This window comes from Serratia aquatilis (assembly GCF_044865145.1).
Lineage (GTDB): Bacteria > Pseudomonadota > Gammaproteobacteria > Enterobacterales > Enterobacteriaceae > Chania > Chania aquatilis.
This window is the reverse complement of record NZ_CP173186.1, coordinates 1,300,261-1,321,745: the sequence shown is the minus strand read 5'-3', so window position 1 is coordinate 1,321,745 and position 21,485 is coordinate 1,300,261. Positions and strand designations below refer to the sequence as shown.

Annotated in this window: 19 protein-coding genes; 7 read left to right on the top strand and 12 right to left on the bottom strand. The window is 52.9% G+C overall.

Translation table 11 applies throughout. The features are described 5' to 3' along the window. Window positions 1-146: 146 nt before the first annotated feature. The 9 genes from recC to rppH form a co-directional block, all read right to left on the bottom strand. A complete protein-coding gene (recC, locus tag SAQUA_RS05985; protein WP_380673944.1) occupies window positions 147-3,518 on the bottom strand; it encodes an exodeoxyribonuclease V subunit gamma in 3,372 nt (1,123 codons plus the stop codon). A gap of 30 nt (window positions 3,519-3,548) precedes the next feature. Next, entirely contained in the window at window positions 3,549-3,902 is a 354-nt protein-coding gene (locus SAQUA_RS05980; protein ID WP_380674187.1) for a prepilin-type N-terminal cleavage/methylation domain-containing protein, read from the bottom strand. After that, window positions 3,895-4,371, bottom strand: a complete 477-nt coding sequence (locus SAQUA_RS05975) for a YgdB family protein (protein WP_380673945.1) — start codon at window positions 4,369-4,371, stop codon at window positions 3,895-3,897. The genes SAQUA_RS05980 and SAQUA_RS05975 overlap by 8 nt, the downstream gene beginning before the upstream one ends. Beyond that, window positions 4,344-4,958, bottom strand: coding sequence for a prepilin peptidase-dependent protein (locus tag SAQUA_RS05970; RefSeq protein WP_380673946.1), 615 nt, complete (start codon window positions 4,956-4,958; stop codon window positions 4,344-4,346). Before SAQUA_RS05970 ends, SAQUA_RS05975 begins: the two co-directional genes overlap by 28 nt. 4 nt (window positions 4,959-4,962) lie before the next feature. Next, on the bottom strand, window positions 4,963-5,463 hold the full coding sequence (locus SAQUA_RS05965; RefSeq protein WP_380673947.1) for a prepilin peptidase-dependent protein: 501 nt from the start codon (window positions 5,461-5,463) through the stop codon (window positions 4,963-4,965). A 355-nt stretch (window positions 5,464-5,818) separates the two neighbouring features. Then, window positions 5,819-6,613, bottom strand: coding sequence for a thymidylate synthase (gene thyA / locus SAQUA_RS05960; RefSeq protein ID WP_380673948.1), 795 nt, complete (start codon window positions 6,611-6,613; stop codon window positions 5,819-5,821). A gap of 6 nt (window positions 6,614-6,619) precedes the next feature. Beyond that, window positions 6,620-7,492, bottom strand: a complete 873-nt coding sequence (lgt, locus tag SAQUA_RS05955) for a prolipoprotein diacylglyceryl transferase (protein ID WP_380673949.1) — start codon at window positions 7,490-7,492, stop codon at window positions 6,620-6,622. Between the two features lie 545 nt (window positions 7,493-8,037). After that, entirely contained in the window at window positions 8,038-10,284 is a 2,247-nt protein-coding gene (ptsP, locus tag SAQUA_RS05950; protein WP_380673950.1) for a phosphoenolpyruvate--protein phosphotransferase, read from the bottom strand. 12 nt (window positions 10,285-10,296) lie between these two features. After that, a complete protein-coding gene (gene rppH / locus SAQUA_RS05945; protein WP_380673951.1) occupies window positions 10,297-10,824 on the bottom strand; it encodes an RNA pyrophosphohydrolase in 528 nt (175 codons plus the stop codon). 694 nt (window positions 10,825-11,518) lie between these two features. Here rppH and mutH point away from each other — a divergent pair. The 4 genes from mutH (at window position 11,519) to SAQUA_RS05925 (ending at window position 14,656) form a co-directional block, all read left to right on the top strand. Continuing rightward, window positions 11,519-12,205, top strand: coding sequence for a DNA mismatch repair endonuclease MutH (gene mutH, locus SAQUA_RS05940; protein WP_380673952.1), 687 nt, complete (start codon window positions 11,519-11,521; stop codon window positions 12,203-12,205). Between the two features lie 167 nt (window positions 12,206-12,372). After that, window positions 12,373-13,089, top strand: coding sequence for a TerC family protein (locus SAQUA_RS05935; protein WP_380673953.1), 717 nt, complete (start codon window positions 12,373-12,375; stop codon window positions 13,087-13,089). Window positions 13,090-13,190: 101 nt separating this feature from the next. Next, window positions 13,191-13,409: a YgdI/YgdR family lipoprotein gene (locus tag SAQUA_RS05930; protein ID WP_380673954.1), complete on the top strand. Its 219-nt coding sequence runs from the start codon at window positions 13,191-13,193 to the stop codon at window positions 13,407-13,409. Window positions 13,410-13,615: 206 nt separating this feature from the next. Then, window positions 13,616-14,656: an NADP(H)-dependent aldo-keto reductase gene (locus tag SAQUA_RS05925; protein WP_380673955.1), complete on the top strand. Its 1,041-nt coding sequence runs from the start codon at window positions 13,616-13,618 to the stop codon at window positions 14,654-14,656. Window positions 14,657-14,690: 34 nt separating this feature from the next. On the opposite strand, the gene lplT is transcribed toward SAQUA_RS05925, so the two are convergent. After that, on the bottom strand, window positions 14,691-15,881 hold the full coding sequence (lplT, locus tag SAQUA_RS05920) for a lysophospholipid transporter LplT (RefSeq protein ID WP_380673956.1): 1,191 nt from the start codon (window positions 15,879-15,881) through the stop codon (window positions 14,691-14,693). After that, window positions 15,881-18,034: a bifunctional acyl-ACP--phospholipid O-acyltransferase/long-chain-fatty-acid--ACP ligase gene (gene aas, locus SAQUA_RS05915; protein WP_380673957.1), complete on the bottom strand. Its 2,154-nt coding sequence runs from the start codon at window positions 18,032-18,034 to the stop codon at window positions 15,881-15,883. Before aas ends, lplT begins: the two co-directional genes overlap by 1 nt. 350 nt (window positions 18,035-18,384) lie before the next feature. Between aas and SAQUA_RS05910 the strand changes: the two genes are divergently transcribed. After that, on the top strand, window positions 18,385-18,585 hold the full coding sequence (locus SAQUA_RS05910) for a hypothetical protein (protein WP_380673958.1): 201 nt from the start codon (window positions 18,385-18,387) through the stop codon (window positions 18,583-18,585). A 165-nt stretch (window positions 18,586-18,750) separates the two neighbouring features. Beyond that, entirely contained in the window at window positions 18,751-19,770 is a 1,020-nt protein-coding gene (galR, locus tag SAQUA_RS05905) for an HTH-type transcriptional regulator GalR (protein ID WP_380673959.1), read from the top strand. Window positions 19,771-19,776: 6 nt separating this feature from the next. Here galR and SAQUA_RS05900 read toward each other — a convergent pair whose 3' ends face one another. After that, the gene (locus SAQUA_RS05900) at window positions 19,777-20,229 is read right to left on the bottom strand and encodes a GNAT family N-acetyltransferase (protein ID WP_380673960.1); all 453 of its coding nucleotides are present in this window, start codon (window positions 20,227-20,229) and stop codon (window positions 19,777-19,779) included. 229 nt (window positions 20,230-20,458) lie between these two features. Here SAQUA_RS05900 and SAQUA_RS05895 point away from each other — a divergent pair, with 229 nt between their 5' ends. Continuing rightward, window positions 20,459-21,469 (top strand): LacI family DNA-binding transcriptional regulator, encoded by a 1,011-nt coding sequence (locus SAQUA_RS05895; RefSeq protein ID WP_380673961.1) that lies wholly within the window; start codon window positions 20,459-20,461, stop codon window positions 21,467-21,469. The last annotated feature ends 16 nt before the right edge of the window (window positions 21,470-21,485 follow it).

Here is a 21,485-nt window from a genome sequence, read left to right as displayed (position 1 = left end):
CATTTCAAACTCATCACCTGGTTGCAGATTGAAAAGCAAAGGATAAACATCTCTGCGCGATCTAAGACCAGGGATAACCCCAATGGTTGAGTATCAGACCGCTTATTTTTTAACATCACATGATAAAACAGCACTATAGTGAAACGTCACCCAAGGTTATAGCGCGCCAGTGGTAACTGGTAACATTCTGTTTCACTGATGATTTGCTCAAGAGAGGTATTATCCATCTGCCGTAAAATACGCTGAACATAGGGATCGGCTCCTTCACCCGGTATTCGTTGGTCCCCCTGCCAGGTTTGCAACAGTTTAGCCCGCGCTTTGACCTGCACCGCTTCATCCCAGTCAATTTGCTGCGTCTCCGCCTGATAACACTGGCTCAACCATGCCCAGCCGCTTTTGTTCAACAGCATTAACGGTTGAGACAAACCGCGACGATATCCGGCAACCAGTTCAGCTAACTGTTGGTAAGCGTCCTCAGGCGAAAGCCAGGCATAGCGCCATACAGAGCTCTTACGGCCATAGATGCGGCTTTCTCCCATTCCCCCGCTGCAGCAATACACCAGATGTTCCAGCCAAAGCAATATGCCATCTACGGCTGAAAGTGTTGCAGGCCGCCAACGCAGTAACCCATCCTGCTGAACCTGGTGCAGCCAGCCGGTAATATGCATACCCGCAACGTGAATATCCAGTTCCAAACTGCTATTTTCCTGGCGTTGCTCGCGCACAGTTTCAGCCAGCTCGGCCATTTCTTCCTGTTGTTTTTGCCAATAGATCTCACCAAAAGCGCCATAGGGTAATTCACCCGATGCACGCACCCGCTGGTATAGCCGTGTAGCATCCTCACCCTCGATCAGCGTATTCAGTAATTGGCTGCTCAACTGATAGCGGCTGAGATTGTCCAGCGTAAAAGGTTCCTCTTCCGGCAGTTCGGTTTCTTCCAGAATAAAGTTAACCCCCAGGCGAAGCTGAAAAAAGGCGCGGATCGGATGACGATAAAAACGCAGTAATTCATCTAGGGAAACCTGCGTTTTCTCTTCTGCAAGTAACGGCTGATTAAACGCCAGATGAGCGGCTCCCTTCCCATCCGCCGCTGGCAACCATTCAGCAGCATAACTTTGTTCTTCAGTTCCAGGCTGGAAGTTTTCAGCCGCAAACGGCATACGGGCATGGTGTTTAAGCAAGTGCTCACCGACCCGGCGCGCACTGCTGTCTGCATCAATTGCCTCATCACCGGGTAAGCAATAACTCTGCTGCAGGTACTCCAGCAATTCCATGACCAGCACCGAGGGATAACGCTCGCTATTGTCCTGAATAGAGCGGCCGATAAAGCTGATATACAGCCGCTGCTGGGCTGAGAGAATGGCTTCCAGAAACAGGTAACGGTCATCATCGCGTCGGCTGCGATCGCCACGTTTAATCTGCTGGGCCATTAAGTCAAAACCCAACGGTGGCAGAGTGCGTGGATAAACCCCATCGTTCATTCCCAACAGACAAACGACTTTGAACGGAATCGAACGCATGGGCATCAGGGTACAAAAATTGATCTGACCAGCAAGAAAACGTTGGCTGATACGTTGCTGATCGAGCCGGGCGGCCAGTTCATCGCGCAGCAACGTCAGTGGCACGGCATCTGGATAACGGGCATCCAGGCCAAAGCCGTTCACCTTCTGCCACTGCTCTTCGATCAGTGCCAAGGCTTCTTCTGTTTCATCGTCTGCCTTAAAGAAGGTTTCCAGCAATTGGCGGCACAGCGGCAACCACTCAGCCACCGTGCGCTCCTGGCTCAATATTTGCCGCCAACGGCTGAGCTGCGCTAGCAAATCTGCCAACTGACCAGCCAGTTCCGCCACCAGACCGCTCGATTCATCGTAGGGCAATACTCCCTGCCACTCACCAGCATTACTGTCCATAGCGTAACCCAGCAGCATGCGGGTGATCCCGAATCGCCAGGTGTGTTGACCAGTTGCGGGTAAGTCAAGCTCGCGTACGTTATCGTCGTCCAGCCCCCAACGTACCCCTGACTCCCCTGTCCAGTGGCGTAGCAACGTCAACCCCTCCTCCTGAATCGAGAAACGGGCAGCTAACGCAGGCACATCCAGCAACGCCAGAACCTGCTCTGAAGTGAAGCGGCTTTGTGGTAAATCCAGCAAAGAGATAAATGCCTGCAATGCGGGATGTGCCTGACGGGCTTTGCGATCCGAAATCGCAAAGGGCAGATAACGTGCGGCTGACGCATTGCCAAATACCGCCTGGATATAGGGGGTATAACTGTCGATATCGGCGACCATCACAATAATATCGCGAGCGGTCAGTTGTGGGTCCGCTGCCAGCATGGACAACAACCGATCGTGCAGCACTTCAACCTCTCGCTGCGGACTGTGACAAGCGTGGAAACTGATCGAGCGATCAAGAGGATCAAGGCGGCGCTTTTTGTCACTGCGCTCCAGCGTTTCCGGCGTAGTACCAATCAGCGCATGATCTTCCAATTCCAGCATGTCGTGTTGGATCGCATGCAGCAGGTTATCTGCCGGGATATCCACAAAGGCATCGACTTCCTGTACCGCCTCCATTTGGGACAGCAAGTACAAATTGTCACGCCCCAGCTTGCCCCATGAAGCCAATAGCGGATTACTTAGTTGTTGTTCACCCTCCGCATCAAACAAGGCTGCAGCCTGCTCCGGTTTGCGGAATAACCCCTGCTCCCGGGCCTGATGATAGTGACGGCGTTTACGGCTCTGTAGGCGCGCAAGAAAAGCGTAGTCCTGAATGTCTCCCCAGTAATAGCGGCAGGGATTGGTGAACATCAGATGGATATCGATATGTTTGCCAAGTGCCTGCAACGCCTCCAGATAGACCGGGGGCAAGGCAGAAATGCCGCAGATGAATACCCGTGGTGGTAAACCAGGTGGGCATTGAGTGGTACTTTGCAGCGTGTTGATAAAGCGCCGGTATAAATTGGCACGGTGCCATTCTGGTTGCCCCAGTTCATGGGTATACGCCACCAACCGCTGCCATAACGGAGCTTGCCAAAGCTGAGCATCCGCCAACCCGTCAACCTGTTCCCCTCGTTGCCAGCTTTCCAACCACTGTGGACGATAAACCAGATATTGGTCAAACAGGTCAGCAACACGCCCGGCAAGCTGGTGGATCTTACGCTTGTCACCATCATCGCGCAGGTAATGCTGCAAAGGAGCAAACTCAGGCTGCGCCAGCATCTTTGGCAACAACCACATCAACTTCCAGGTCATGGCGTCTTTGCTGAAGGCACTCTCTGGAGGGATCCCCGGTAATACCTTGGTAAACATCTCCCAGATAAACGTTGCCGGCAGTGGGAACAGGATATTGGCAGCGATACCAAATTGATCGGCCAGCTGCATCTGTAGCCATTGCGCCATACCAGGGCTTTGCACCAGCACCACCTCTTGCTGGAATGGGTCCGCCAACGGCTCTCTGGCTATCAACGCGCTGGTCAGCGTCTTCAGCAAATCCAACTGATTGGAATGGTAAACCGTGAACATGAAGCTCCTTTAAAACCGAAAAAGTGCGCGTTACCGACCACAGTACCATCGGCTGAGTTCAACCCGTTGCCGCAACGGCGTTTCTATTATTACCGTACGCCGGAGGCAAGACTGTAGCGTCATATGAGTTTCAACTTCACTGCGCCAATCTGGCGGCATTTCCGGACTATCAACAGACGTTTGTGAACTGGCATCAAGTATTTCCAACCGCTGGTGCGCCAGCGACCATGCCTGTTGATATTGCCATTGCCGCTGGAAAGCCTGCAATAAAACCTGATGATAGTGCAACAGCCCCAGCAATGACACAGCGAACAACAGTGCCGCAAACAATACCTCTGGTAGACTAAAACCTTGTTGATGATGCCGATTGGCCTGTTTATTCATCACAATCGCTTTCTCTTTTTGCCGGGCAAAAGTCCAGCCATCCGCCTTTCTGAGCTTTCAGGTTGCTGCTGCTTCCCACACCAATTTCTGTAGCCAGTTGATATAGCCACAGTGGTTCTGCCCCAGGAATTTCCCCTGCCCCACGCACCATCACAACACCGGTAAGAGCAGAGCGCTTGGCGCAGGCAAGCAGTGCTTCCTTCTGCAACTGTTGGCAGTGCCACTGGGGTGTTTGCAGAGAATTGCGGGGCCAAGACTGTGCCAGCCCCCAGCTCAATGCTGAAGCAGCCTGATTGTAAGCTCGCAGATAACGTTGCTGATCGGCAGCCAGTAGCAATGCGCTGTCCAATTGCCGATGTTGGGCCGTGAGCATCATCAGCCCCACCATCAGCAGCATCATGACGGCCACCAATGTGCTGGCCCCCTGTTGTTTTCGCCTGTTTATGGCGTTTCGATACTTGCCGCCCATTCCAGACTCCGTTGTATATTCTGCTGTACCGTTGAACGCCCGCTTAAACGGAACGTCACCAGAGATTTTCCATTACTTTGTGGTTTATGGTTGATAGAAAAGGACTCAATTCTCACCTCTTCCTGATCGAGTAGACGTTCCCAACCGGCCCCCCGGCAGTGAGTGACACCGCGTTGCCCCTCCAAGGCTCCGGCACGCAGACGATAGCCGAAATATTCTGCTTCACCGGTCGTTTCCCAACGCCCGTTCAGATTAAGATCGTAAGCAACGATCACGCAGCTATCGGGATGTTCACCCGCAGCATTCGCGATCAGCAGGGCTTTCCCCCGGCATTGACCGGCACAAAAACCGGCACGGTGCAGATCCTTTTCAATACCGAATGCCAACTGGCGCAGAACCAGATCCAAACGGTAGTAGCGGCCTACATCAACGGTTTGCTGGCGCAAAATAGGCATGGACTTCGCCGCTGCAAGCGCAATCAGGCTGCCAAAGGTCATCGCCAGTAGTACTTCGGGCAGGGTGAAACCCCGTTGCTGGAAATTTCCCACAATCGCTCCCGAACGGCGCTGTAATTCTTTCAGACGCATGGATTTACTGGCATAAGGCAACACTCCTAATTACCGTCTCCTCGCTACACAATCGTAAACGGCCTTTCGCAGACAGCACTAAGCGTATTTTCCCAGCCTGATTCCCCAACAGAATGCTCCCAGCCTGGGCATTGTTACGCACACCATAGAACCCCATCTCTTTCTGAGTGAAATCACGCAGTGCCACATCATGATACTCAGGCTTAAACAGCCAGCCCTCCTCAACGCTACAGGATGTGGCTGGTGCTCCACTTCCTACACACCAGTTTTTTCCTGGCCGAAACCACAGCAGGGCATTGCGATTGTGCCAGTTAGCATCCGCCTGTAAGCGCGTCAGGAATGCCAGCAATTGCTGTGCCGTTTGCTCCAACCGTAGCGCCTGCTGGTATTGATGCCATTGGCCAACGCCCCAGGAAGTCAGCATGCTGGCCAGCAGGATCACGACCAATAACTCGATCAATGTCAGACCTTTCTGGCAAGCAGGGTTATCTCGATGCTTGTTCATGGGACGAGTGTAATGCGCCGGACTATAAGGCGTGAGCCGTCATTATTGAGGTTGGAAAATAGCGAGCAAAAAATTTTTCTGGTTAGTAATCAGGCAAGATAAATTGCGAGCAGCTGCGCATTGTTGGCACTAACGGGAGGGATAAAAAAAGCCAAGGCCCAGCGAATGCTGGGCCTCAGACTGCTGACAAACCCCGTTATTAGGGAGAGCGTGCCAATGGGGTCGTAACGGCGTAAGCCGTCGGAGCGCCCCTCGGTGCGCTAGGCCCGGGTATCTCGGGTCAGAAGGCGACTTTGTCATCAACCTCGGCCCAGCGAATGCTGGGCCGAGGTTGATCTACGATCAGGACGAAAAATCAAATTGCCACTGGCGCCTTTATCGGCGGATGCGGCTCGTAGCCTTCAATTTCAAAATCTTCAAAACGGTAATCGAATAGCGATTCTGGTTTACGTTTGATCACTAACTTTGGCAGCGAGCGCGGTTCACGCGTCAATTGCGACTGCGTCTGTTCCATGTGATTGCTGTAGAGGTGTGTGTCACCACCGGTCCAGACAAAATCACCTACTTCGAGATCGCACTGCTGCGCCATCATATGCACCAGCAAAGCATAGCTGGCGATATTGAATGGCAGACCAAGGAACACGTCGCACGAGCGCTGATACAACTGGCACGAAAGCTTGCCGTCTGCCACATAGAACTGGAAGAAGGCGTGGCAAGGAGCCAATGCCATTTTATCCAGCTCCCCCACGTTCCAGGCAGATACAATGATCCGACGTGAGTCTGGATCCTGTTTCAACTGTTGCAACACGGTGCTCAACTGATCGATCTGACGCCCATCCGCAGCGCCCCACGCACGCCACTGTTTTCCGTATACTGGTCCCAGATCGCCGTTTTCATCGGCCCATTCATCCCAGATAGTGACTTTATTTTCACGCAGATAAGCCACGTTGGTCTCGCCATTCAGGAACCACAGAAGTTCATGAATGATCGACCGCAGATGGCATTTCTTGGTGGTTACCAACGGGAAACCTTCCTGCAGATTGAAACGCATCTGGTGGCCGAAAATCGACAACGTGCCAGTGCCGGTACGGTCGGCTTTAGGGGTGCCCTCGGCGAGCACTTTCTTCATCAAATCCAGATACTGTTTCATTTTTCCTCACGACAATTGTTGCTGTGGACGACGGCGGTACGCCCAGACCATCATCAGAATACCGGCGATCACCATCGGTACAGACAGGATCTGCCCCATGCTGACAAAACCTTCAAACAGGCCAAGCTGGGCATCCGGCTGGCGGAATGCTTCAACGATAATCCTGAATGCGCCGTAGCCGATCAGGAATAGGCCAGATACAGCCCCCATCGGACGCGGCTTACGGATAAACAGATTCAGAATGATAAACAGCACAATGCCTTCCAGCACCATTTCATACAGTTGCGAAGGATGGCGCGGCAGCACTCCATATTGATTCAGCAACGGCAGCAGGTTGGGATCGGCAGCGGCGATAGCGATATCTTCCGTGCGGGAACCCGGGAACAACATGGCCCAAGGGGTATCGGTGGTGACACGCCCCCAAAGTTCGCCGTTAATAAAGTTACCCAAACGCCCGGCGCCCAAACCAAATGGAATTAACGGAGCCATAAAATCAGAAACCTGGAAGAAGGTGCGCTTGGTACGGCGAGCAAACCACAACATCACCAGGATCACCCCCATCAACCCACCATGGAACGACATACCGCCATCCCAGACTTTGAACAGGTAGAGTGGGTTCTCCAGGAACAGCGGCAGGTTATAGAACAGCACGTAACCCACACGCCCACCAACAAATACCCCCAAGAAACCGGCATAGAGCAGGTTTTCAACTTCATCTTTGGTCCAGCCACTTCCTGGTTTGTTCGCACGGCGTACCGCAAGCCACATGGCAAACACAAAGCCAACCAGGTACATAAGGCCGTACCAATGCAAAGAGACCGGGCCAATAGAGAAAATCACCGGATCAAATTTAGGAAACTCCAGATAGCTATTGCTCATCTATCACCACAACATGTCTATTATTCTTCCCCATCAGGGGGCGGCAGGTGCCAAACGCAGTGCAAAACCCGTTAACGAGAACACGGCATTGAGGTTGCGCATCATAGCATAGGCGTACTCACGTCCAAGCTTGCCTGCTGGGAAAAGTTCTGTAAAAAATCATGCGGTGTCTATACCCAGGTCAGCGTTTACGTTGGCCCCAAAAGAGCGGGCCCATTGACGGGCCGAGTAACGCAACTAGGCTGTGTCCCTTAATTGCCCGTGGTGCCGTCGCAGACCCAAAAGCCCGTTATCAAGGCGGAGGGTGAAGGGCAGAGTGGCCCTCTGTTCAAGCCCGACTTTACTTCGAACGGGCTTTTGGGGCGCGACCCTTCGGGCTGGGGCCATTTGCGCGCATTGCGGCGTTGTTCGCCGCTTATTTGGTCCACCAAACCTCGCGGCTCACGCCTTGCCCTGTGCGCAAATGACCGCCAGCGGCGCTCGCGTGCAATTAAGGGACACAGCCTAACGCCACAGCAGCTTAAATGGCGACGGTGATAACCCGCTCACCGCCCGCCGCGAATCAATCCCCCCATACCTCGGCGCTCCATAAATGCCGCCATCAGATGGCGAACCTCTGTGGTCATCTGGGCACTCAGCACTCGTTGGGCAAGAGTTTGCGCATCGTCGAGATCAATATGCCGCAACAGGTATTTAATACGCGCTACGCTGCGCCCATTCATGCTTAGGTTGCGGTACCCCATTCCTACCAGCAGCACGGCTCCCATCGGGTCGCCCGCCAGTTCACCGCACAGCCCTACCTGTAGCCCGGCGGCTGTTCCTTGCTCGATAATCATCTTGAGAACCTGCAACATGGCCGGATGCAGACTGTCGTAGAGTGAAGCCACGCGGGTATTGTTGCGATCTACCGCCAGCATGTACTGGGTCAAATCGTTAGTCCCTACCGAGATAAAATCGACACGCGTTGCCAGATGGGGGATCAGGAAGATCATGGAGGGCACTTCCAGCATAATGCCTATTCTGGGTTTAGGAATTTCATATCCCAGCATCTCTTCCACTTCACGCCCGGCTCGGTCGATCAGGCGTTTCGCCTCGTCGATCTCATCCAGACTGGTGATCATCGGCAACAGTATTCCCAAATTACCGGTTCCTGCATTGGCACGCAGCATAGCGCGAACCTGAATCAGGAAAATTTCCGGCTGGTCCAAAGTGATACGAATACCGCGCCAACCCAGGCAAGGGTTTTCTTCACTGATCGGCATATAAGGCAGCTGTTTATCAGAACCAATATCCAGCGTGCGCAGCGTTACAGGCTTTTGCGGATGAAGCTGCAACATGCCCTGATATTGTGCCACCTGCTCCTCTTCAGACGGGAAACCGCTTTGCAGCATGAACGGGATCTCGGTACGGTAAAGGCCAACGCCATCAACACGCCCGCCGAGCAGTTGCTCGTGTTCAGGGCTCAGACCGGCATTCAGCATCACCAGGATCCGCTCGCCAGTTTTCAACTGTGCGGGCTGCTCAACGTCATCTTCCGCCAGTTTGCTCAGTTCCAGTTCTTCACTGATCAGGCGTTGATATTCCTGCACCAGAACCGGTTCCGGATCCACCAGCAGTTCGCCACGATAGCCGTCGACAATCAGCATCCGCTGAGCCAGCAGGGCAGGCTGAATATCCGCCCCCATGACCGTCGGTACCCCCATTGCACGCACCAAAATCGCGGCATGAGAGTTGGCTGCGCCATCCCGAACCACCACCCCAGCCAGACGATCCCGTGGCACTTCTGCCAGCAGGGTAGCCGTCAACTCATCGGCAACCAGGATAAAACGAGCTGGCCATTGGGTGGCCCCTTGGGTGGTATCATCAAGATGGAATAACAAGCGTTGGCCAAGCGTGCGTAGATCGCTGGCGCGCTCGCGCATATAGGTGTCCTGCAAAGAGGCAAACTGCGCTGCGAAGGCTTCAATTACCTGTTTCACCGCCCACTCGGCTACCGATCCGGCATCTATTTCCGCATAAAGTTCGCGCTTGAGGCGTGCATCGTTGAGCAGGTGGGAATAGAGATCGAAAATCGCTGCGCTTTCTTTCTGTGAACTGGCGGCAAAGCGCTTGCTGAAACGACGGAATTCCGCCCCAGCTTCTTCCAACGCCTGCGTGAGACGCTCGCGTTCACTGACGGTATCCAGCGTTGAGGCTTTATAAACCTGATCAAGCGAAGGTTGGCTGCTATCCTGCCAGCCCGGTGCAACAGCTACCCCTGGGGAGGCCGCCAATGCCCGAATTCGGGTTTGACGATACTGACCAAACAGGGCATTAAGCTGGGATAATGAGAGTATCCCGGCCATTTGCGTGGCCAGGGTAACCATGAAGGACTCTTCGCTTTCGTCGAACTGACGCAATTCACGCTGCTGCACAACCAGCACCCCCAGCAATTGCCGACGGTGAATAATCGGCACGCCAAGGAAGGAGCGGAAACGATCCTCTTTTACCTGTGGAATATATTTGAAACTTGGGTGACTCTGCGCGTCAGCCAGGTTGATTGGCTCAGCCCTTCGCCCGACCAAACCGACCACGCCCTCGTCAAAAGCCAAAGCGATGGTTTTGCCACGTGGTTTCTTCAGGCCACGCGTCGCCATCAGGTAGTAACAGCGACGGTCGTTATCCGCCAGATAAATGGAACAGACTTCGGTGTCCATCGCCAGACAGGTTTCATTGACCAACAGGTCCAAGGCATCTGTCAGACTGGCCGTCGCAGCCACTTTCTCAACAATTTCTCGCAAACGCGTGAGCATAGTCCGTTTGACTTAACCTCTTTTTCGGCGATAAGCGGGTACCTGCCGCTGCGCTGTTTGCTCCTGCATCGGCATAACGGTCGCGGCAAACTCTTTCATTACCCGACGGTAAACGTCACGTTTAAACGATACCACCTGGCGCACCGGATACCAGAAACTCACCCAGCGCCAGCCGTCAAACTCCGGCGTGCTGCTGCGTTGCATATTGATATCCGCGTCATTACAGGTTAACTGCAATAGAAACCATTTCTGCTTCTGGCCGATACAAACCGGCTTTGTGTCCCAACGCACCAAACGTTTTGGCAATTTATAGCGCAACCAGTTACGGGTTAAGGCAAGAATACGAACATCCTTTTTACTCAACCCGACTTCTTCGAACAGCTCACGGTACATCGCTTGCTCAGGCGTTTCGCCAGCGTTTATTCCCCCTTGGGGAAACTGCCAAGAGTGCTGACCAAAGCGGCGTGCCCATAAGACCTGCCCCTGACGATTACAGATTACGATACCAACATTCGGGCGGTAGCCATCATCATCGATCACCGGACTACCTCGATAAGCATAAATTTGTATTGATTACCTGATTGTTTCACACAAGCTACAGGCGGTAAACCACTGCTTTGCAACGCCACCCCGGATAACATTGGGATAACTCACAGATAAAGGCAAAGTTATAAACATGCGACGGGTTATCAAGACGGTTTTATTCACTTTTTCTGTGGATAGGTGTGTGAAGAACCCAAGGGATAAGCCGGTAAAACTCGGCTGGAGTACAAAGTCGTTATATTTTTATTTTTATAAAAACCCTTTTAATACATGACAATAAAATGAGTTAAGCAGTTATAAACAGGGTAATAATGTGATCTATGTACGCTTTGGATCTTTCTCTGGCGAAAGATCCACCAACATGGATTTTATCCACAGCTTATCCGTAATAGTGACGCACAAAATCAACAAATTCGTAAAAAAAGCCTCACGTCAAGGCTGTAAATCAAACCAGTGATCGGCAAAAACCTGGGTTATCCCAGAAATCTGTGGATAAATAGGGGTAAGATCCTGTTCATTGTCGGTGGTTACTGGTGCACAAGCACCGAGTGATATTTTTTTATACTGTCCATTGCAGGAAAAAGTCATGCAAAATCATGCTACTATTATTCTTTTACCCCATCTCATATCGGTACATTGGGTTGTGGGCAAATGCAGTACGTTTTTTAACCAGAACTCATAGGTTTGATTTATGGCATTTTTACCCTCCCCCCCTCTCCCTCCTGAAAATGAACAACAGCTATTTGGACGAGCACTGGCGCTAGCCGGTTTTAATCTTGGCGAGTTGGCGGCTCGTGCGGGAGTTGCTATTCCAAACGACCTGAAACGTGATAAAGGTTGGGTGGGGATGCTACTGGAATTGTATCTGGGCGCCATGTCAGGTAGCAAACCGGAGCAGGATTTCCCTGAGCTGGGCATTGAGTTAAAAACCATTCCGGTTGATGCCAGCGGTAAACCGCTGGAAACGACATTTGTTTGCGTGGCACCGCTCACCGGTAATAGTGGCGTAACCTGGGAGAGCAGTCACGTGCGCCATAAGCTGGCACGTGTACTTTGGATCCCGGTGGAGGGCGAGCGGCAAATCCCCTTGTCACAGCGCCGCGTAGGTTCTCCCCTATTGTGGCAGCCCAATCAGGAAGAAGAAGAGTTGCTGCGCCGCGATTGGGAAGAACTGATGGACCTGATTGTTCTTGGCCAAGTCGAGCGCATCACCGCCCGCCATGGTGAAGTCCTGCAATTACGCCCCAAAGCGGCTAATAACAAAGCGCTGACGGAGGCAATCGGCGAGCAGGGGCAACCGATTCTTACCCTACCTCGCGGTTTTTATCTGAAAAAAAATTTCACCGGAGCCCTACTCGCCAGGCATTTCACGGTTTGACCAATTAACAACACCATTTTTTCAATTTACTGGCTCACAATTTTGCAATTAAAATCATCATATCCTTCGAATTTTTCCTTATTTGTTTACACAAGGTTTAACTCGCGCTACCGCCTGCGAAAGAAACGCGTATAATCCCGCTTTATTTTTATTAAGGTGTGACGGCAATGTTCGAATGGATTGTGGATCCCAATGCCTGGTTAGCGCTAGCGACGCTGACCATTCTTGAAATCGTGTTGGGTATCGATAACATTATTTTCCTCTCCCTGGTAGTCGCGAAACTGCCAAAAGCGCAGCAGAACAAGGCTCGCCGTATCGGTTTGGCAGCCGCAATGCTGATGCGCTTAGGTTTGCTAGCCTCGATATCCTGGGTGATCAGCCTTACCCATCCACTGTTTACCGTGCTGGATCACAGCGTCTCGGCCCGCGATTTGATTTTGTTGCTGGGTGGCCTGTTCCTGATCTGGAAAGCCAGCAAAGAGATCCATGAAACGATCGAGGGGTCGTCAGAAGAACATCACTCTAAAGTGAACAGTTTCTTTAGCGCGATTGTGCAGATCATGATGTTGGATATTATCTTCAGCCTGGATTCGGTCATTACCGCCGTGGGTCTCTCCGATCATCTGTTCATTATGATGGCTGCGGTGATCATTTCCGTTGGCGTGATGATGTTTGCTGCAAGGCCAATTGGCGAATTTGTCAACCGCCATCCTTCGGTGAAAATGCTGGCCCTGGCGTTTCTGATCCTGGTTGGCTTCACGCTGATGCTGGAAAGCTTTCAGGTCCACATTCCGAAAGGGTACATCTACTTCGCCATGTTCTTCTCGATGGCTGTTGAAACCCTCAACCTGATGCGCGGCAAGAAAAACCGCACCGCCGATTGATCTATTCCTGGGGCACACTCGCCGTGCCCCAGTTTTACTGCTTCCTTTTGCTCAACCTGCTAATCTAACAAAAATTATTCTATTTCTGGAAGGTACGCAGCATGAAAAAATGGGTAATGGCCCTTTCTACCCTGTTAATGGTCACCAGCCTGGCGGGATGTTCAAGCAACTATGTCATGGCAACCAAAGACGGCAATATGCTTCTCACCCAAGGTAAGCCTAAAGTCGATAAAGATACCGGCCTGATCGGCTATACCGATGAGCAAGGTAATCGTCGCCAGATCAATAGCGATCAGGTAACACAGATTATTGAACGTTAACCTGCGGTTATCGCCAAACGTGAATAATTGACCGAGTTCGAGCAGGCTGAAATAATCCACTTTCCCCAATCTCCTGGCTTGGTTATAGTCGTGAATGGCGTTTCAACGCCGTCAACTCTGGCTTCTGTTTTACCGGGTATTTCGCTTGCCAAATGATTGATGCATAGGGAGTGCCCGTAAGCACTAACATTGAAGGAAAGCCATTAATGCAATACCACCGTATTCCCCACAGTTCTTTGGAAGTGAGCGTGCTGGGACTGGGCACTATGACGTTTGGCGAGCAAAACAGCGAAGCCGATGCCCATGCACAATTGGATTATGCATTGGCCGCTGGCATCAACCTGATCGATACCGCTGAGATGTACCCAGTCCCGCCCCGCCCGGAAACGCAGGGGCTGACAGAGCAGTATATTGGCAGTTGGATCAAAGCGCGCGACAACCGGGACAAAATCGTGCTGGCAAGCAAGGTTACCGGGCCGGTGAGGGGAAATGACAGCGGCATACGCCCGCAACAGGCGCTGGATCGCAAGAATATTCGTGCTGCGTTGGATGCCAGCCTGAAGCGGCTGAATACCGATTACCTTGACCTTTACCAATTACATTGGCCACAACGTACTACCAACTGTTTTGGCAAGCTGAGCTATCAGTACACCGACGAAAAAGCCACCATTCCGCTGCTGGAAACCTTAGAAGCGCTGACCGAGCAGGTGCGCGCCGGTAAAATCCGCTACATCGGTGTTTCTAATGAAACTCCATGGGGCGTGATGCGTTACCTGCAACTGGCGGAAAAACATGAACTACCGCGCATCGTATCGATCCAGAACCCCTACAGCCTGCTGAACCGCAGTTTTGAGATTGGCCTGGCAGAAATCAGCCAACATGAGGGCGTCGAGCTGTTGGCTTATTCCAGCCTGGCCTTTGGTACGCTTTCGGGTAAATACCTGAATGGCGCCAAACCGGCAGGAGCACGTAATACTCTGTTCAGCCGCTTTACCCGCTATACCTCGCAACAAAGCCAATTGGCGGTGGCCGAATATGTGGCGCTGGCGAAAAAACACAATCTCGACCCTTGCCAGATGGCGCTGGCTTTTGTGCGGCAACAGCCGTTCGTTGCCAGTACCTTGCTGGGAGCGACAACGCTAGAACAGTTGAAAACCAACATTGACAGTTTCAACGTGGTGCTCGATAGCGAAGTGCTGCAGGCACTGGAAGAGATCCATACCCGCTTCACCATACCGGCACCGTAAATCGTACCGGGCGCTGTATTCAGCGCCCGAACTTTCAGGCTTTAGCGCGTAGCTGGGATAACCACAACGCAGCGATGGCGATGGCAAACACCACGCCAAAACCAATCCCAACCCCGACTACCGGCACGCTTAACTTGACCGCAAGGGAGTAAAGGCCCAGCATCAGCAGCATGGCGGTGTTTTCCCCCAGGTTCTGCACAGCAATCGCGTTACCGGCACCAACAGAATGCTTACCCCGCTGTTGCAGCAGCGCATTCAATGGCACTACAAAGAAGCCACCTAGCACACCAATCACCAGCAGTACACCATAAGCATTCAGCATACTGGTTTGTACGGCGAAGAACGCCACGGCAACACCGATCAGGATCCCGGCCGGCATACAGCGCCGTACCGTTTCCAAGGTAACAAAACGTGCCGCTGCCCCCGCTCCCGCAACAATACCGATGGCTACCATGGCATTAAGCAGCGTTGGCGTTGCGTTATCGGTAATACCCAGCGCCACGGGCACCCACAGAACCAGGAGAAAACGCAGCGTCACCCCCGCCCCCCAGAACAGGCTGGTACCAATCAGGGAAAAACGCATCTGGCCGTCACGCCACAGCAGAATGCAGGCGTTGAAGAAACTGCGCCCCATGGCTTGCGGCCACCACGAGAGTGCCTTGCGGGCCGCTGGCAAACGCGGAATATACAGGTTGGCGACCACCGCGCCGCCAAATACCAGGGCGCAAACTACCAGCGCCGCCACAATATGCCAATCTGCCAGCAGGCCACCAGCAACCGAACCGAGCAGGATCGCCGCAATGGTTGAGGCTTCCATTAAACCGTTGGCCTTCACCAGTTTTTCGCCGCTGGTGATCTCCCCCAGAATGCCGTACTTCGCAGGGGAATAGGCTGCGGCACCTATGCCTACCAGGCTGTAACCGAGGAATGGGTTAAACCCGAAACCAATCACCAGTGCCCCTGCCAGCTTGAGTCCGTTGGCCACCATCATTACCCGCCCCTTGGAAAAGCTGTCGGCAATCTGCCCAACGAAGGGGGCTAAAACAATATAGGTAGCTACAAAGGCCATCTGCAGTATCGGTTGGCTCCAGTCCGGGTAAGTTTGCTGTTTGATCAAGGCTAGCGTGGCAAACAGCAACGCATTGTCACCAAACGCCGAGAGGAATTGGGCGCAGATCACCGCGATCATGGCGCGAGACAGTAGAGGCGAATCAGTCGTGTTCATCAGGCACTCTCCGGCTGTTCAGCCATTTTGCGCAAAGTAACGAAATCCGGTTTACCACTGCCAAGCAGCGGTAACGCTTTAACCAGACGAATATCACGCGGAACCGCCAACTCTGGGCTACCCTGTTCACGCGCGACACGCAGCAGCGCTTCACGGGTTATGCTGGCATCGTTGGTGAACAACACCAACGCTTCTCCTTTACTGCTGTCGCCTTTCACCGTGGCTGCATGCAGCCCTTCCGGGGCGAGGAACAGTGCCAGTAGCTCCACAGTTTCCAGCGAGACCATTTCCCCTGCCAGCTTGGCAAAGCGTTTCACACGGCCACGGATGGTGCAGTAACCGTGCTGGTCAAAGGAGACAATATCACCAGTATCATACCAACCGGGTTGCAGCACGCCGTTATCATCTTCAGCAGCCGGTGGCTCCAACTGCCCCGGACGTTCAACACGCAGATAGCCTTTCATGATATTTGGGCCTTTCAGCTGTAGGCGCCCACCGTTATCAATGCCCGGAATCTTCATCAATCGCGCTTCCATCCCCGGCATAATACGCCCCACGGTGCCGACTTTTGCCGCGAGAGGAACGTTGATCGATACCACCGGGGCACATTCAGTTACCCCGTAGCCCTCCAGAATGCGGATACCATATTTGTCTTGGTAAATCTGTCTGGTGCTTTCAGGCAGCTTTTCGGCCCCGGCAACCACATAGCGCAGGCGAGCGAAATCGTAAGGGTGAGCGAAACGGGCATAGTTATTCAGGAAGGTGGCGGTACCAAACAGCACGGTGCAGTTACGGTCATACACCAATTCCGGGACGATGCGGTAATGCAGCGGGCTAGGGTAAAGAAAAACCCGGCTACCGGTCATCAAGGGGGTGATCAACCCCACCGTCAGCCCGAAAGAGTGGAACAGAGGTAAGGCAGACATAAAGCGATCGCGCGGCGTAAAGTCAGCAATAGTGCGGATCTGTTCGACATTCGCCAGCAAACTGGCATGGGAATGTACCACACCTTTCGGAGCGCCTTCCGAACCGGAAGTAAACAGGATCAGGGCAGCGTCGTCGGGCTGTTGCGGCACCATCGCCCTTGCTGGCTGCAGCAGGTGGCGCAGGATCCACAATTTATCCTGCAAGGTAACGGTATCTTTCAAGTCCTCCAGGTACACCCAGTTGGCCTGCGGAACCTGTTCCGGCAGATGGGTCAGCTTGCCTTTCTCCAGAAACTGGCGTGATGTAACGATAGTCTTGATAGTCGCGGCGGTTATTGCGCCTTTCAGCCCATTGGCCCCTGCGGTGTAATTGAGCATCGCGGGAATGCGCCCCCGCAGGGTAGCCCCCAAAATAGCGGCCACGGTAATAGTAGCATTTGGCAACAGCATTCCCACATGCTCACCTTGCTCAGTAAAGCGCTGCAGGATACGGCTGACACCCAGCGCTTTTTTGATCAGCGTCTGATAGCTGTCTTCCTTAAATGAAATATCTTCGATGCAAGGTTTAAAGCGACCATAACGACGTTGTGCAGCCAGCAGTGCGCAGAACAGGGTTTGTGGTTTAAGGCTATCCATACGTGCCTGCATCATAATCTGGTGCAGCCGGTCACCAGCCAGCATCCTACGCTCGCGTGCCCTAGGAGCCTCCGGCATCGCCAGGCGCGTAGGCGAAAGAATACTGATGGTGATTTGCGGGAAGGTGCGGATTTTGAACACCCCGGCCATGCGACCAAATGGGCTGAACTCTGGGCCATCAATGCGAATAGGGACAATGGTCGCCCCAGATTTCGCTGCGACAAACGCCGCACCATCATAGATCTTCATCAGCGAGCCAGTAACGGTAATCCGCCCTTCCGGGAATACCACAACCGGTCGGCCCTGTTCAACCATCCGCACCAGATGCTTGATGGCCATTGGCTTGGTGGGATCCAAAGAAACAAAATCAATATACGGTTTCAGCCAGCGCATGAACCAACGCTCTGAAATACTGGAATAAACGGCAAAAACCGGCTTTATCGGCAAAAATAGCGCTAACAGCACGCCATCGATGAAAGAGACATGATTAGGGGTAATCAACAGCTTCTGCTGCTCCAAATGCCGGGTATCACCTTCAAGCCGTACACGAAATAACAGTCGCAGCAGGGCACGTAGCGCCGAAAATATCATCCCACTCTCCCTAGGGCTTAATCGTCTTTATAACTTAGAACCTACCACGGTAGGTATGATTGGCGCGTACATTGAGTACATGAAGATGGCTCACTTCATGCCCCTTTGCGGGCATTCAAAGGCTAAAGCCTGAGGTTGATGACAAAGTCGCCTTTTAGCCTGAGATACACGGGTCTAGCGCCCCGAGGGGCACTCCGACGGCTTACGCCGTTACGACCCCTTCGGCACGCTCCCCCTAATAACGGGCTTTGTCAGCAGTCTGAGGCTAAAGCCTTTGTCTGAATACTGCTCTGGGCCAAAATGACCAGTGGCGCTAATGGGATAGGTTCTTATTGTGGGAAGGATACTATATGACAGGCAAAAAAAAACCTACGCTTCTGCGTAGGTTGGTGCAAGTGAAAATAGTACATACAGAGTATGTCGATTTCTCACCAATCAATACCTCTGGGATTGGTAATGTACCCCGCAGCACCAACCCCATTCCAGCGGCTAATCGCAACAGTCCGGCGCAAAGTGTAACTAGCGATGTGGATTTTCTTTGGCTGAAATGAATCAGCATAAAATTTCAACAAATAAACAATAAATAGAATAGTACTCTAGTCAAGTAACAATATCTGCAACCGCTACCACAAGTTATATCTTCTCCCCCTTGCAGCACGTGGTTTTTTCCGCAAAACTGGGGAATGTAAGCGATTACTCAGGAAGTGTTGATAGATATGGCCACGATTAAGGATGTTGCCAGGCTGGCGGGTGTTTCCGTAGCCACGGTATCCCGCGTAATAAACAATTCCCCGAAAGCCAGCGAAAGTTCACGTGCTGCCGTGCTGGTTGCCATGGAAGAATTGCAGTACCACCCGAATGCCAATGCAAGAGCCTTAGCGCAGCAATCCACCGAAACCGTTGGTCTGATTGTGTCCGACGTGTCCGATCCCTTCTTCGGTGCCATGGTGAAAGCGGTCGAACAAGTGGCTTACGCCACCCATAACTTTCTGCTGATTGGCAACGGTTACCACAATGCAGAGAAGGAACACCAGGCGATTGAGCAACTGGTCCGTCACCGCTGTGCGGCGCTGGTGGTACATGCCAAGAAACTGACCGATGATGAACTGATCGTCTGGATGCGTCAGATCCCGGGAATGGTACTGATCAATCGAACGCTGGCAGGGTTTGAAACCCGCTGTATTGCTCTTGATGACCGTTATGGTGCCTGGCTGGCAACACGTCATTTGATCCAACAGGGTCACCAGCGTATCGCTATCATCTGTTCAAACCATCAGATTTCCGACGCAGCCGAGCGGTTACAAGGTTATCGGGATGCCCTTGAGGAGCAAGGTATCCCAGTGGATGAGAAATTGATCGCCTATGGTGAGCCGGATGAAATTGGTGGCGAACAGGCCATGACCGAATTGTTGGGGCGTGGTAAGAACTTCACCGCCATAACCTGCTATAACGATCCAATGGCAGCAGGGGCGCTCTCTGTTCTGAGTGATAACAGCATTGATGTGCCTGGCCAGATGTCGCTGATCGGTTTTGACGACGTACTGATTTCACGCTACTTGCGCCCACGCCTGACAACCATCCGTTACCCGGTTGTTGCGATGGCAACGCAAGCTGCGGAGTTGGCTCTGGCGTTGGCAAACAATCAGCCGCTACCGGAAATCACCCATATGTTCAGCCCAACGCTGGTACGCCGTCACTCAGTAGCCAGTATCAATAATGTCTTCGAGCAGAATTGAACAACGTTAAAGAGCGCGGTGATACAGGCGCACCGGGCGATCCGGATAGTCCAGCGCCTCACCAATATGGTTCCAGCCATGGCGCTCGTAATAACCGGCGAAATCTGCATACAGATATAGCTCATTAAACCCGGCACTGCGGCTGTAATCTTGTACATGCTGCTGTAGCTGCAATGCCAGCCCGCTACCACGCTGGGTTTCTTCGACGTAAAGCGCCGCCAGCCACGGTGTTAAATCCTGGCGGCTGATCAAGTCGCAACGCCAAAGCCCCACGGTTCCAACCGGCTTATCGTCCAGCAGTGCGATAAAGGTAATCGGTAAACCCTCGAACCTCAGACTACTTGCCACCACGCTGGCAAAAAAATCCCGGCTGTTATCAGAGCCAAAGGCCTGCCATTGCCAGTCAATAACCTGTTGCTGATGCTGCGGATAATCTGCCAGCTTAACGATGCGAACCAATCTGGTTTCCTTTTTAAAAACGCTGCCAATAAACTCGCCTGCAAGACAGGACTATGGCACTTGAGCCGCACATAATGACGGCAACCAACAATTTTGCCAAACCCTACCTGCGTTGAGTACTTTTATAGCGTTAACCTTTCACCACAATCACCGGGCACAACCGGCCATAACCCTATGCTAAACTGGGCGTTATTTGCTGCAGCGAACGTAGAAAGGGGTTAAGCACCTGATGATCACCATGTTGGATGTATCCATTCGTGCAGGGGTATCCAAAGCCACGGTTTCGCGCGTTTTGAATGGTACCGGGCAGGTGAAAAAGAGCACGCGCGACGCGGTGTTTAAAGCCATGGACGAGCTAGGCTACCGGCCAAATTTTCTCGCTCAGTCACTGGCCAATAAAAGCTCCAACAGTATCGGTCTGGTGGTGTCGAATTTCGACGGCCCCTATTTTGGTCGCCTACTAAGACAGGCTGCCAAGCTGATCGAAGCCAGCGGGAAACATCTGATCGTCACCGATGGCCACGATACGCCAGAGGGGGAACTGCAAGCCGTACAACTGCTGGCCGATCGCCGCTGCGATGCCATTATCCTGTATACACGCTTCATGAGCGAAGATGCACTCATGACATTGCTGGATAACCTGCCGGTTCCAGTAATGGTGATTAACCGCGAACTCCCACAAGCTCGTGAACGCTGTGTGTTTTTCGAACAAAAAATTGCCGCATTCAATGTGGTGGATTACCTGATCCGTCAGGGACACCGTGAAATCGCCAGCATCACCGGCCCGATTGCTACTCCTACTGCTCAAGCTCGATTAGCGGGATACCGCCAGGCACTGGAACATCACCAGATTGCCTTCAATGATGCGCTGGTCACCAACGGAGACAGTAGCGTGCAGGGGGGATACCACAGTTGCAAAGCCTTGCTGGCCGCTGGCGCACCGTTCAGTGCACTGTTTGCCAGCAACGACGATACGGCAATTGGCGCGATGAAGGCCCTCTATCAGGCCGGAATGCGCCTGCCGCAGGATGTCTCGCTGTTTGGCTTTGACGATGAGCCTAGCGCAGCCTACCTGCACCCGGCCCTATCCACTGTTTACCTGCCGATCGATGCGATGATCGAAGCCGCCATCACCCAGGCATTTCGCCTGATAAATGGAGAAACGTTACAACCGCTCCCCCCCTTTACCGGCGAATTGAAGCTGCGTGAGTCCGTAGCTCCCGGCCCATACGCCGATTGAGCCCAGAGCCGCAAGT